Source organism: Paenibacillus sp. Y301 (assembly GCF_059445505.1).
In genome coordinates this window covers 295546-308969 of sequence record NZ_JCAIUL010000006.1, presented here as the reverse complement: position 1 = coordinate 308969, position 13424 = coordinate 295546, and the positions used below count along the sequence as shown (strand labels likewise).

The window sequence follows — 13424 nt, the reverse complement described above, 5'->3', positions numbered from 1 at the left end:
CAGTGATTTGGAATCAATTTAGAAAGAGCGATATGCTCATTTAAAACAAACTGACGAGAAATTACTTTCTCTATCAAATGATTTCTCATTTGTTTTGACTTCACTTTCGTGAAATCTACTCACTCATTGTTCAGTTTTCAAAGACCAATTTGTTCATTTTGTTGTTACCAGTTGTTCTCGGCGACAACTTCTATATCATATCATGTCCGGTTCGTTTGTGCAAGCTTTTTTTTCGTTTACGTTTCATTCGAGTTTGGCTTGCCGATTCAATAAATGTGTTATTTACTGGCCGGACTAATAATATATCACGTATAATTAATGATTGCAACACTTTTTTAATAATATTAATTATTATATATAGCTTACACATTTACGGTCATACCATCCTATTTAAAGATGATATGACATATAAACTACTACATGGTGGCTTTGTATAATCTAGGTATTCTTTTTAATGATTTCTACTATGTAAAGATGTCGTTGCTGCTCCAAGTTAATAATATCTTGGCCAATAGATACCATAGGACGTGTTGGTTCGTTGCTATTAGCGAAAACAATTTCACCAATCTGATCATTACTCAATCGAACTACTACGCCATTATTAAACTCTGTAACTTTTTTAATAAAGGTATGCACCAATTTTGGATCTAATTTACCGAAGGACTCCGTGTTAATCTGCTCTAGAACTAAATATGGGGACTGCCCCTTACGGTAAGCCTTGTTTAACGTCATAGCATGAAATATATCTACAATGCCTACGATTCTTGAATAGATATGAATACTGCTACTCTGAACACCCAGTGGATATCCTGTACCGTCAACCTTCTCATGATGTTGTAAAGCTGCTAAACGAACACCTTCATTAATCGCAGTGACATTCTTTAATAAATGGTATCCGGTTTTTGTATGCTCACGTATTTCAGTTATTTCACTCAATGTTAATGCTGTTGGTTTAAATAAAATAGTGGGATCTACTTTAACGTTACCAATATCATGGAAAAGGCCTGCAAAGGCTGCTTGCATCCAATCTTTTTTAGGAAGACCAATCCATTCTGCAAGCTTATATGAAGATAATGCACACAGAACGGCATTGTGATACATATAGTCATAGTTATTTAATACACGCGGTTGAAACGATATCACACTATAATCCTTGATATATTGAATGACATTGTCTAATTGATTACGAATTTCGTAAATGGGAATTCCCGCTGCAGCGACGGAAGGGTAGGCTCCTTTTATTATGTTTATGAGCTTGTCATATTCCTCATCGAATAAAGTTGTACTCTTCATTGCTGTCTGATCTTGAGCTAAAGGATTAGAAGAGATTGTATGAACTTTCTCTATAACTGTTAATTTGCGTTCGTTTGATGCCTTTTCCTTCGTATGGATAATTTTATCACCCACTTGTCCAATTTCAACATACTCCACTAGAAATGCTTCTAGAATTTCTAGATCACGTGGGAGTAATACCTTTTCTTTCTGAAAAAGAAGGCCACCTAAAGGGCTATGTACGTCCTTAACTAATTTGAGCCCTGGTTTCAAATCCAAAATGGATACGCTAGTCATAGATTAATATACATCTCCATTTCATTTTTAAATTGATCCTTTACAACAGCAATCAAGGTCATTATATTATTTATTTTATTGCTCTACAATCTTTAATTAGGAATATATAACCAAATAATTCGATCCCCCTAATTAGATTAAGCTTAAATAAACTTTCCACAATAACAAAAATGACCCCGGAAACTATACCGAGGTCATTTGAAAAAGCTTAATATAAATTTATTCTTCGTCTATATTTTCATCCGAAGCATCTAGAGAAGTTCCCTCACCAACTGAATTGTCCATTGAAGATTCTGTTTCATCTCCATTGGTACTTGAATCCACATCTAACTCATTGAATTCTTCACCTTCAAGCAACTCATCTACTTCTTCTTCCATTTTGTCTACACGGCTTACAGTAGCCACTGCATCATCTTCGCGTATATTAATCAACTTAACCCCTTGAGTATAACGACCCATTGTAGAGATCCCTTCCATACTCGTACGGATCAGAGTTCCAAGGGTTGTGATAATCATCAAGTCCTCTTCATTCTTAACCACTTTAAGGGCAATAACAGCACCATTCTTCTCTGTTACGTTGATCGTCTTGATTCCCTTACCGCCACGACTTTGAGAGCGATAGTCACTAGCTGGTGTCCGCTTACCGTATCCATTAGCTGTAACGATCAAGATATCCAAATCTTTATCAATGACATCCATGCCAATAACTTCATCGTTATCATCTAAGCGAATACCTCTAACACCGGTTGCACTACGTCCCATAGAACGGACATCATCCTCAGAGAAACGAATAGACATACCTTGGGCCGTACCCATAATCAACTCTTGCTCCCCATTTGCCAACTTCACTCCAATGAGAGCATCATCTTCACGAAGGTTTATAGCAATAAGGCCGCCTTTACGGATGTTCGTATAATCCTCAAGTGGTGTCTTCTTCACGACTCCCTGACGAGTAGCAAAGAATAAGTATTCTTCACCATCAAACTTCTGCACCGGAATCACTGCGTTAACTGTCTCGCCCTGCTCAATCTGAATCAGGTTGATAATCGCTGTTCCTCTCGCTGTACGGCTCAAGTCAGGAATCTCATATGCCTTAAGGCGATATACTTTCCCTCGGTCGGTAAAGAACAAGAGATAGTGATGTGAGTTGGTTACGAAGAGATGTTCAACAAAGTCTTGATCTTTCGTATCCATACCCATAACGCCTCGTCCACCACGCTTCTGGTTACGGTAGGTGTTAGCAGGCAGACGTTTGATATAGCCACTATGGCTAATCGTGATGATTACTTCTTCTTGTGGAATAAGGTCTTCATCCAGAATGCTCTCTTCACCTACTGTAATTTCAGTACGACGTTCATCATTGAAACGTTCTTTAATCTCATTTAGTTCTTCGCTAATGATCTGCAGTATTAGCAATTCATCAGCTAAGATTTCACGATATTCTGCAATCTTCTTCTGCAATTCTTGGTATTCATTCTCAATCTTATCACGTTCTAATCCTGTCAAACGTTGTAGACGCATTTCCATAATGGCTTGTGCCTGTTCAAGACTTAGCTCGAATCTGCTCATTAATCCATCACGTGCAATGTCTGTTGTTTGAGAACTACGGATAAGCGTAATCACTTCATCCAAATGATCGAGTGCCGTACGCAGTCCTTCCAGAATGTGAGCGCGTGCTTCTGCCTTTTTAAGTTCAAATTCTGTCCGGCGACGGATGACAACCTTCTGATGCTCCAAATAATGATATAGCATATCGAACAGACTGAGTGTCTTCGGTTCGTTGTTAACGATAGCTAACATATTAATACCGAAAGTAGACTGCATAGGCGTATGCTTGTACAAGTTATTTAAGACGACATTAGGATTAACATCACGTCGTAACTCAATAACGACACGCATACCATTACGATCTGACTCATCACGTAAATCAGTAATACCTTCTATACTTTTCTCACGTACAAGCTCAGCAATCTTCTCAACAAGTCTTGCTTTATTCACTTGGTAAGGAAGTTCGTAGATAACTATACGCGCTTTGTTGTTATTCTCTTCAATATTAGCCTTAGCCCGCATCGTAACGGAACCACGGCCTGTCTGATAGGCTTGGCGAATCCCTTGACGTCCTAATATATACCCGGAGGTTGGAAAATCGGGTCCCTTGATATACTCCATTAATTCCATTGAAGTTATTTCTGGATTCTTAATTAAAGCTTGAACACCATCGATAACCTCACCTAGATTGTGTGGTGGAATATTCGTGGCCATACCAACGGCAATACCTGACACCCCATTCACCAACAAGTTAGGGAACCTTGCAGGTAGTACAACAGGCTCTTGTTCTTCCCCATCATAGTTAGGTTGAAAGTCAATGGTGTCTTTATTAATATCTCTTAGCATTTCCATAGCAATTTTAGAAAGACGAGCTTCCGTATAACGCATTGCTGCAGCCATGTCACCATCAACTGATCCGAAGTTACCATGACCTTCTACAAGCATATAACGCATAGAGAAATCTTGTGCCATACGAACCATTGTATGGTATACCGCTGTATCACCATGCGGGTGATACTTACCAATAACATCACCAACGATTCTCGCTGATTTCTTAAATGGTTTATCTGGGGTCATCCCCAAGTCATTCATAGCATACAGAATACGTCGATGTACCGGCTTCAATCCATCTCTTACATCAGGTAAAGCCCGGCTTACAATGATACTCATTGCATAGTCCATAAATGACTCGCGCATTTCAACTCCAATATCCCGATCCTTAATTTGCGAGTTTAATTCCTCTGCCATGCTGTACCTCCTCCAATTCCTATCAAGCAATGCATTACAATTTCAACATTCTTATATTCAAGTAAAAACGGCTTTTCCGTCCTTTTAGGGGTATGCACTTAAACTAGTTATGTTAACCATAACCTAGAGTTACCCTTATAAAGTCAAAGATCCGCTTCAATACCTATTACGCTAATTACGCTAAAAACCAGTAATCTTTATTATATTACTTTCTCAAAAGGAGCACAATTAAACGTTAAACACGTTAAACGTAAATAAAGACTAATTTAAAACTGAGAAATAGGGATATGCCCTTCCTTCTTATACTGACTATTCATACAATGTTTAAGAAATCCCCAACACATAGTATACCATTCTTTTACTACCTTGTCCTAATTTTTAAGCCTTTGAAGTATCTAAATACTCACCTCTAACACGATAAAACAAGCACATTTTTCTTCGATCTGTGAACTAACAACATGGGTGAACGATTATCTATAACTGACGATTCATCAAGTTCAATTGTACGTGGACTGAGAACTTACTTTTCCAAAAATAGATTAATGAAAGGATGAACATTCTTGGCTATTCAGCGTGTCTCCAGCAAGTGGTCCAAAACCAAAGTGCTCCTAAAAAATGAAAATATATCTCCCTATATTCCTACCACCTGTAAATACTCTTCAGAAGCTTTAGTTAATATGCTGAATGAGTACATTATGGTCTTCCTAAAGCCTGATTGTGGAACGTATGGTCGAGGGGTAATGTGTGTTGAACAACTTACTCTTAATAATATTGAACCCAATGATCCCAATGACTCAACTGACCCGTCAGAGCATACACAAGTCGCTTATCAACTTCGGTATACCACCAAAACTGAAATATTCCCATCTCTCGAAGAACTGTTAGTAGGAATTAAAGCCTATATTCGAAATGATAATTACCTAATCCAAAAGGGTATCCACTTATTACATTATCGTTCCTGTCCCTTTGATTTACGCGTACTTACCCAGAAGAGTCCAACAGGCCAATGGGTTTCAACCGGAATTATTGGTCGTGTCGCAGCACCTCATAAAGTAGTGACTAATCATCATAGTGGAGGCAAAGTTCAAACTTTTGAAACCTTAATGTCTCCCTATATGAGCAATATGGAAATTTTCAAACTACAACAATTACTGAAAGGGTTAGGTGTTTCTGTCGCAAGTCAACTTCAAAAGAAATATTATCATATTAAAGAACTAGGACTGGATATTGCCATTGATCAAGAACATAATCCTTGGATTTTAGAAGTAAATACGTTACCTGCCCTCTTTCCTTTTAAAAAATATATTTCTGACAAAGATGTATACCGTCGTATTCACCATTATGCTGTTTCCTACGGAAGATATTCTTCAAAAAAAGTATCGAAATAACGTACTTTACAAGAAAAACAAAGAGAAGGTACCAATATAGGTACCTTCTCTTCTCATGCTGTCTTATTTAAATATCTAAATTCTTAACTGTCTTAGCATGTTCATATATAAAGTCACGACGCGGTTCAACATTATCACCCATCAGTATATCAAATATATTATCTGCTAACATGGCATCATCAATAGTAACTTGAAGCATGGTTCTACTTTCAGGATCCATGGTTGTTTCCCACAATTGTCCTGCGTTCATTTCACCAAGTCCTTTATACCGTTGAACATTATATTTAGCATTAACTCCAAATTCGCTAATAATCGCATCTCTTTCTTTTTCACTATTTGCATAGCGGATAACCTTATTACGCTCTACTTTAAACAATGGTGGTTGTGCAATATATACATACCCTGCATCAAGGAGTTTTCTCATATAGCGATAGAAGAAAGTCAACATAAGCGTACGAATATGCGCTCCATCGACATCGGCATCGGTCATGATAATCACTTTGTGATAACGAGCTTTGCTAATATCGAAGTCCTCGCCTACACCCGTTCCCATTGCTGTAATCATATTGCGAATCTCAGCATTGGAGAGAATGCGGTCAAGTCTAGCTTTCTCTACGTTTAGAATTTTACCACGCAAAGGGAGTATAGCTTGAAAATGTCGGTCACGACCCTGTTTAGCCGACCCACCGGCAGAATCCCCTTCGACGATATATAATTCACTTAGTGATGCATCCTTAGAAGAACAGTCAGCTAGTTTACCAGGCAATGCGCTAACTTCCAAAGCACTCTTACGACGTGTTAATTCACGTGCTTTACGAGCAGCCTCACGTGCTCTAGAAGCTTGTAGACCCTTCTCTAGAATACGACGAGATACCGCTGGGTTCTCTTCCAAGAACTCTTGTAGTTTCTCAGAGAACAGTGACTCCACAATACCGCGTACCTCACTGTTACCAAGCTTCGTCTTTGTCTGTCCTTCGAACTGAGGTTCTGGAATTTTGACTGAAATAATAGCAGTCAACCCTTCACGAACATCGTCACCTGAGAGATTAGAGTTACTGTCTTTGATGATACCCGTTTTACGAGCATAATCATTAATAATCCGAGTTAATGCACTCTTAAATCCAGACTCATGTGTTCCGCCTTCATGTGTATTAATATTATTACAGAAGGAGTAAATATTCTCTGTATAGCTATCATTATATTGCAGAGCTACTTCAACCTGCATCATATCGCGAGAGCCTTCCACATAAATAGGTTCCTCGTGAAGTGCTTCTTTCTTCTCGTTTAGAAACTTCACATATTCCTTAATACCACCTTCATACATAAAACGAACAGATGTATCACTTCGTTCGTCATTCAGCGTCAAGGCAATACCTTTATTTAAAAATGCAATTTCCCGAACACGAGTAAGAAGTGTCGCGTAATCATATTCAGTGGTTTCTGTAAAGATTTCTGGATCTGGATGGAAGGTTACGGTCGTTCCATGCTCCTCCGAATCTCCAATCACCTTCACGTCATATTGAGGCGCACCACGACGATATTCTTGTTGGTAGACATGTCCTTCACGTTTCACGGTTACTACTACTTTTTCCGATAAAGCATTAACAACCGAAACACCTACACCATGTAGTCCTCCTGAAACTTTATATCCACCGCCGCCAAATTTACCACCCGCATGCAATACAGTCATAACAACTTCTAGAGCAGGGCGTTTCATTTTGGCGTGTTCCCCTACAGGAATACCACGTCCGTTATCGACAACGGTTACACTGTTATCTTTGTGAACGGTAATTTCTATATGATCACAGATACCTGCCATGGCTTCATCAATACTGTTGTCCACTACTTCCCAGACTAAATGATGCAAGCCCTTAGCACTAGTCGACCCAATATACATCCCCGGCCGTTTACGTACAGCTTCAAGGCCTTCCAGTACCTGAATCTGATTCTCATCATACATTGGTTCATTCATAGACATGCCTTCACCTACTTCTATAGATTCTACAACTGCTAATTAAGCATTAGCATAAAAAACGTTAACTCTTTTTTTGAGAGTGGAAGAAGAAATGGGAGAGTAAAAGACTGTGTCTTTCGTTACAACGATGGACTTAGCTTCTTCTTCGCCAATATTAACTAACGTCTTCTCTTGCTTGACGTGATTAACAAATTGTTTGGATATTTTGGAAGATTTCTCTATGGATATGTCAAAAATAGCAATGAGCTCGGAAGAACGAATAATTCTTTCTCCCCCCAAATGTATATACATCAATAATCCTCCACTCTTTTATAGACCCACTTGACCTGCATTCACATGATAGATGCTTGCATTCTTTAATTTATCCGCATTCAAACTCTCTATTCCGGTTGCGGTGATGAACGTCTGCACTTTGCTCTGAAATGTCTCAATCAGTTGGGTCTGACGGTAAGGATCAAGCTCAGATAATACATCATCTAGCAATAGAACGGGATATTCGCCAATCTCCTCTTTAATCAGCTCAATCTCCGCCAATTTGAGTGACAAGGCAGTCGTTCGTTGCTGTCCTTGAGACCCATAAGTATGCACTTCCTTACCGTTAATATAAAAGGTCATATCATCACGGTGAGGCCCCGCAAGTGTCATGCCGCGCCGAACTTCCTGTTCTTTCATTTGTCTTAACTTTATCATAAATTGCTCAAATAAGACAGCTTCATCTTCCTCTGTCGCTTCTCCAAACGATGGAACATAACGTAATTGGAGATCTTCGCTACCGTTTGTAATTCCCCGATGGATCGACTCCGCCCATTTCTGGAGTTTTATTATGAATTGTTTCCTTTTTCTTATAATTTTAACACCGTGTTCTACCAACTGTTCATTCCATATGTCTAGCAATCCCTGTTCCGTAGAGTCTTTTCCCCATAATTGCTTCAAAAAATTATTTCTTTGGAGGAGAATCTTCTGGTATTGCTGCAGATGATAAAGATAGCTTGGTTGGACTTGTCCTATCTCCATATCGAGAAAGCGACGGCGGATCCCTGGTGTACCCTTTACAATCTCTAAGTCTTCCGGTGCAAACATAACGACATTAAGTGAACCGATAAACTCACTTAATTTACGTTGCTCAAGTCCGTTTATCTTCGCCTTTTTTCCTTGAGATGACAAGGTTAATTCTAAAAGAAGAGGTCCATATTTTTTCTCCACGGTAGCAGAGATGTGAGCACTTGTCTGTTCAAAGCCAATGAGCTCACGATCTTTCGACGTTCGATGGCTTTTGGTAAGTGCCAGCACAAAGATAGCTTCCAGCAAATTGGTCTTTCCTTGAGCATTGGGACCGATCAAAAGATTCACATCCCCGAAGGAATCCAACCGCAATTGTTCATAATTGCGGTATTGCTGCAAGCTAATGTTTTTTACAAACACACGTTATCCTCCTCATCCTCCACCCCTGATACTTACGTTTTGGGATTATTTTGAGGTAAAGATTACGATTCTTTAGTGACCTCAAACGTTCCTTCATCTGTCACTTTGACAATATCGCCCGGATATAACTTGCGACCGCGTCTTTCCTCTTGTTCTCCATTGACGGTAACTAGGCCTTCTTGAAGAAGAGCCTTAGCCATCCCGCCTGTGGATACACAATTTGATAATTTTAGAAAAGTGTCTAATTTAATATATTCACTGTGGATAAGTATTTTGTTCACTTGAAATGTTCCTTTCGCATTCAAACGTTTAGTTATTGGTTCGGTAAGGCAAAATAACGTAAAGACTTTCACTGTCGTCCATCGGTTTAAGCACAATAGGACTCATTACGCCAGTAAATGCAATCATTAATTGCTCACTTTCTACTACTTTTAGTACATCTAGCATATATTTTGAGTTAAAAGAGATACGTAATGGATCCCCTTTAAAGTCTACCACATCTAGTTCCTCGCGTACTTTACCAAGTTCTGTTGAACTTGAGGAAATTTCAATTCCGCCTTGTTCTAAGGTTTGCAATTTTACGATGTTTGTTTTTTCTTCTCTCGACAGCAAATAAGCCCGATCAATCGATTCACTTAATTTTTTTGTGTCGATAATTAGTTCTGTTTTGTAGTTGGACGGAATAATCCTAGAAGTATCCGGATAAATTCCTTCCAGAATCCGTGAATAGAATAATACGCGGTCAATTTTGAACAAGACCTGATTATCGGATACGAGAATATCAACAAGTGTATTCTGATCAGGAATAATTTTACTTAACTCACTTAGTGTCTTACCTGCAATGACGACGTTGTTAAATCTCACTTCACCAGCTTTTAATTGAGCGGAACGAGTCGCAAGACGGTGTCGATCCGTTGCTGTAAATTTTAATTCATTATTTTCTAAGTTCCATAGTATCCCTGTAAGGATAGGCGTTGTTTCGTGTGTGGAAATAGAGAATCCCGTTTGTTTGATCATATTCTTGAGTAGATCCCCTGGGATGGAGAGAGTCTGGTTACCCTCAATCGCTGGCAAAATAGGAAATTCCTCAGGATCTAGACCTACCATTTGAATTTCTGTGGCTCCAGATGAGATAAATGTTTGGAAATTTTCTTTGACTTCCATGTTAATTTCCTGTGATGGCAACTTCTTTATAATTTCTACAAAAAACTTAGCTGGTAGTACTACACTTCCTGTTTGCTCCACTTGGACAACCGTTTGATTGTTATCTTCAATGGGAATGAAGGATTGAATGGAGATATCAGTGTCACTTGCTGTAAGTGTAACTCCTTGATGATTCACGTCTAACTTAATACCGGTCAGAATTGGAATCGTTGTTCGACTGGATATCGCTTTATACACCTGTTGTATAGAATCGTTCAAATTGTTTTTAAGAATGCTGATCTTCATATTTTCACTCCTTGAGAGAATTCGGTGAATGTGTCAAAAGATGACGTTAGTTTCACCCTCTTTATAGATGGTTATTGTTTAAAGATTTTATTAGTAATAGTAATAGGCGCAGTGGATATGTGGATAACCCTAGTTTCATTAATAAAACCAAGCCTATCCACATGTGTATAGATTGTGCATAGGCTTGGACTTGTTCAGGACGGATTTTTGATTTTTTCTATGAGGTTATTTACGACTTTAAATAAATCCTGATCCACCTTAAGTAATTGAGATATCTTCTCGTGAGCATGAATGACCGTTGTATGATCTCTACCACCGAACGCTTCTCCAATTTTGGGTAACGAAAAGTCCGTTAATTCGCGTGAAAGATACATAGCTATTTGTCTCGGGAATGCTACAGCCTTTGTCCGTTTACGTGCTTTGAAATCATCCATTCGTAGGTTGTAGTATTCTCCTACTTTTTGTTGAATATCCTGCATCGTTATCATCTTAGGGCGACTTGAAGGGATGATATCCTTAAGCGCCTCGGCTGCTAAATGAGTGGTTACATCTTGGTTCGTAAGCGATGAATAGGCCACTACACGGATTAAAGCACCTTCAAGTTCACGAATATTAGTGTCAATCTGGTTCGCAATATAGGTCATAGCTTCATTAGGAATATCCAAGTTCTCTGCCTTGGCTTTTTTGCGTAGAATCGCTGTGCGAGTCTCAAGATCCGGAGGTTGAATATCCGTAATCAAGCCCCATTCAAAACGGGAACGTAACCGTTCTTCCAGTGTCGGAATTTCTTTAGGAGGTCTATCGCTAGAGATAATAATCTGCTTACGTTCTTCATGTAGCGCATTGAACGTATGAAAGAATTCCTCCTGGGTCGATTCTTTCCCAGCAATGAACTGGATGTCATCAACGAGAAGAATATCTACGCTACGGTATTTGTTACGAAAATTCTCTGTACGATTATCACGAATTGAGTTGATAAATTCATTCGTAAATTTCTCCGATGAAAGATAAACGACTTTACTGTTCGGATTATGTTCCAAAATATAGTGACCAATGGCATGCATAAGATGTGTCTTACCTAATCCAACACCGCCATATAGAAATAGTGGATTGTAGGCCTTAGCTGGCGCTTCAGCGACAGCTAGAGAAGCTGCATGTGCGAATCGGTTACCCGAGCCAATAACAAATGTGTCAAAGGTGTACTTCGGATTAAGCATGTGAGACATGGCTTCTTCATGAAACACTTGCGGTTGGGGAGAAGATAGTGATGGAATGGGATCCTCGATTATAGCCTCTTCAATGACGAATTTAACGTCAAGTTGTTTTCCAACAACCTCAAAAAGAGTTGAACCCACTAATTTGGTATAACGACTCTCAAGCCACTCGACAGCAAATGTCGTAGGAGCAGAGATCACAATGGAATGATCATTCATCCGCGTCGCTTTTGTTGCTTTGAACCATGTATCAAAGCTAGGCTTACTCAATTTGCTTTGAATAATAGATAAAATTTCTTGCCATAATTCAGAAGTATGGCTTTCCACAGATTTTGTCACTCCTTTAAATCATCCAAATGTGGCTAGAGCCATGAGAGGAAATGTCGAAAAAAATTGAATAATGGTGCATTTATCCCCAAAACCCAGAAAGGTGAAAACATAAAAAAATGGATAAATTGAAATTGTTCACAACTTTATCCACAGCTTGTTGATAATATTGAGGTTTAAATCCTGTATACACATCCAAAAGTATTATCATCATAGCAAAATAAGCGTGTAATTTCAATGATTCACACCAATTTATCCACAAACTCAATAACTTGTGTATAATTTTTATTCACAACACAAGATATTGTTTATAATTTGTTAAAGTTTCGACAGCATCTTTGTTTTTATAAAAAAACTTATACACAGGTTGTGCTATAAATAATCAAAATTTAGATTATTGTGAACAAGTGGATAAGTTATATTTTTTTTTGGTTTCTTTTGAGAGCTGTGGAAAACTGTTAATAACCCCTTTAAAAAGAGGGAATGAGAAAACGCAAGGATCAGTTGACTTTTGAGCGTGTACATGGTTAAATGTATAGAGGCATTTTCTGTGAGTATGAAAATGGTTAATCTATAGTAGTAAATCCTGTAAGGGGGTGCAATACATGAGACCGACTTTTAGACCAAATGTGAGCAAGCGCGCTAAGGTTCATGGTTTTCGTAAAAGAATGAGCACGAAAAACGGCCGTAAAGTGCTAGCTGCTCGTCGCTTAAAAGGCAGAAAAACATTGAGTGCTTAATTAAGCGTTCATGAAGACCACCGCGGTGGTCTTTTTTTCTATTGAGAATGGAAGCGTGATAGTTAAGTTCAGATTAGTTTAGGGGATCTGGATGCTGACTATAATATATATATATGAAGAAAAATTTTAACTGCATTGAAAATTGAAGTGAAATTGGGAGAAACTCGTGCATAAAAGTTTACGTTTACGAAACCGTGCTGACTTTAGTCGCGTATATCGTCATGGAAAGTCATTCGCCAATCATCAATTTGTTGTGTATTGGTTCCGCAAAAGAGAAGTGGAGCAATTTAGAGTAGGAATTTCAGTTAGTAAAAAGGTAGGTAACGCGGTTGTTCGTAATCGGATGAGAAGACTGGTTAAGGAAATTGTTCGTCACCATGATTCTGAGTTGATGGAGCATATTGACCTCGTATTTATTGTTCGCAAGGGTGCGTTAAATATGCCTTATAAGGATTTGGAAAGAAGTATCATGCACGTGTTACGGAAAGCGTCACTTTTGAAGTCCTCAAACCGATGAAGTCAGGTTTCCTTGTCCATGTGAATA

Annotated in this window: 11 protein-coding genes; 3 read left to right on the top strand and 8 right to left on the bottom strand. The window is 38.6% G+C overall.

What is annotated here, in order from left to right:
• Nucleotides 1–438 precede the first annotated feature (438 nt).
• Both AC1D69_RS13355 and gyrA read right to left on the bottom strand, forming a co-directional pair.
• Nucleotides 439–1569, bottom strand: a complete 1131-nt coding sequence (locus AC1D69_RS13355) for an HD-GYP domain-containing protein (RefSeq protein WP_495456641.1) — start codon at nucleotides 1567–1569, stop codon at nucleotides 439–441.
• A 219-nt stretch (nucleotides 1570–1788) separates the two neighbouring features.
• Nucleotides 1789–4365, bottom strand: a complete 2577-nt coding sequence (gyrA, locus tag AC1D69_RS13350) for a DNA gyrase subunit A (protein WP_495456640.1) — start codon at nucleotides 4363–4365, stop codon at nucleotides 1789–1791.
• A gap of 560 nt (nucleotides 4366–4925) precedes the next feature.
• Here gyrA and AC1D69_RS13345 point away from each other — a divergent pair.
• Nucleotides 4926–5753: a YheC/YheD family protein gene (locus tag AC1D69_RS13345; protein WP_495456639.1), complete on the top strand. Its 828-nt coding sequence runs from the start codon at nucleotides 4926–4928 to the stop codon at nucleotides 5751–5753.
• 67 nt (nucleotides 5754–5820) lie between these two features.
• Here the strand turns inward: AC1D69_RS13345 and gyrB are convergent, their stop codons facing one another.
• The 6 genes from gyrB to dnaA form a co-directional block, all read right to left on the bottom strand.
• Nucleotides 5821–7731, bottom strand: coding sequence for a DNA topoisomerase (ATP-hydrolyzing) subunit B (gene gyrB / locus AC1D69_RS13340; RefSeq protein WP_495456638.1), 1911 nt, complete (start codon nucleotides 7729–7731; stop codon nucleotides 5821–5823).
• Between the two features lie 36 nt (nucleotides 7732–7767).
• The gene (remB, locus tag AC1D69_RS13335) at nucleotides 7768–8019 is read right to left on the bottom strand and encodes an extracellular matrix regulator RemB (RefSeq protein ID WP_495456637.1); all 252 of its coding nucleotides are present in this window, start codon (nucleotides 8017–8019) and stop codon (nucleotides 7768–7770) included.
• Between the two features lie 18 nt (nucleotides 8020–8037).
• Nucleotides 8038–9150 carry a DNA replication/repair protein RecF gene (gene recF / locus AC1D69_RS13330; RefSeq protein ID WP_495456636.1) on the bottom strand — a complete coding sequence of 371 codons (1113 nt, stop codon included), beginning with the start codon at nucleotides 9148–9150 and terminating at the stop codon, nucleotides 8038–8040.
• 62 nt (nucleotides 9151–9212) lie between these two features.
• Entirely contained in the window at nucleotides 9213–9431 is a 219-nt protein-coding gene (gene yaaA / locus AC1D69_RS13325) for a S4 domain-containing protein YaaA (RefSeq protein WP_495456635.1), read from the bottom strand.
• A 28-nt stretch (nucleotides 9432–9459) separates the two neighbouring features.
• Nucleotides 9460–10599: a DNA polymerase III subunit beta gene (dnaN, locus tag AC1D69_RS13320; RefSeq protein ID WP_495456634.1), complete on the bottom strand. Its 1140-nt coding sequence runs from the start codon at nucleotides 10597–10599 to the stop codon at nucleotides 9460–9462.
• A 194-nt stretch (nucleotides 10600–10793) separates the two neighbouring features.
• Entirely contained in the window at nucleotides 10794–12140 is a 1347-nt protein-coding gene (gene dnaA / locus AC1D69_RS13315; protein ID WP_495456633.1) for a chromosomal replication initiator protein DnaA, read from the bottom strand.
• A gap of 605 nt (nucleotides 12141–12745) precedes the next feature.
• Here dnaA and rpmH point away from each other — a divergent pair.
• Together rpmH and rnpA are read left to right on the top strand one after the other, a co-directional pair.
• The gene (gene rpmH / locus AC1D69_RS13310) at nucleotides 12746–12880 is read left to right on the top strand and encodes a 50S ribosomal protein L34 (RefSeq protein ID WP_495456632.1); all 135 of its coding nucleotides are present in this window, start codon (nucleotides 12746–12748) and stop codon (nucleotides 12878–12880) included.
• A gap of 166 nt (nucleotides 12881–13046) precedes the next feature.
• Nucleotides 13047–13397: a ribonuclease P protein component gene (gene rnpA / locus AC1D69_RS13305; RefSeq protein ID WP_495456631.1), complete on the top strand. Its 351-nt coding sequence runs from the start codon at nucleotides 13047–13049 to the stop codon at nucleotides 13395–13397.
• Nucleotides 13398–13424: the final 27 nt, after the last annotated feature.

Bases quoted from the DNA above. Each gene is read 5' to 3' on its own strand.
- rpmH (WP_495456632.1), top strand. From the start codon at position 12,746: ATGAGACCGACTTTTAGACCAAATGTGAGCAAGCGCGCTAAGGTTCAT.
- AC1D69_RS13355 (WP_495456641.1), bottom strand. From the start codon at position 1,569: ATGACTAGCGTATCCATTTTGGATTTGAAACCAGGGCTCAAATTAGTT.
- remB (WP_495456637.1), bottom strand. From the start codon at position 8,019: ATGTATATACATTTGGGGGGAGAAAGAATTATTCGTTCTTCCGAGCTC.
- dnaN (WP_495456634.1), bottom strand. From the start codon at position 10,599: ATGAAGATCAGCATTCTTAAAAACAATTTGAACGATTCTATACAACAG.
- gyrA (WP_495456640.1), bottom strand. From the start codon at position 4,365: ATGGCAGAGGAATTAAACTCGCAAATTAAGGATCGGGATATTGGAGTT.
- gyrB (WP_495456638.1), bottom strand. From the start codon at position 7,731: ATGTCTATGAATGAACCAATGTATGATGAGAATCAGATTCAGGTACTG.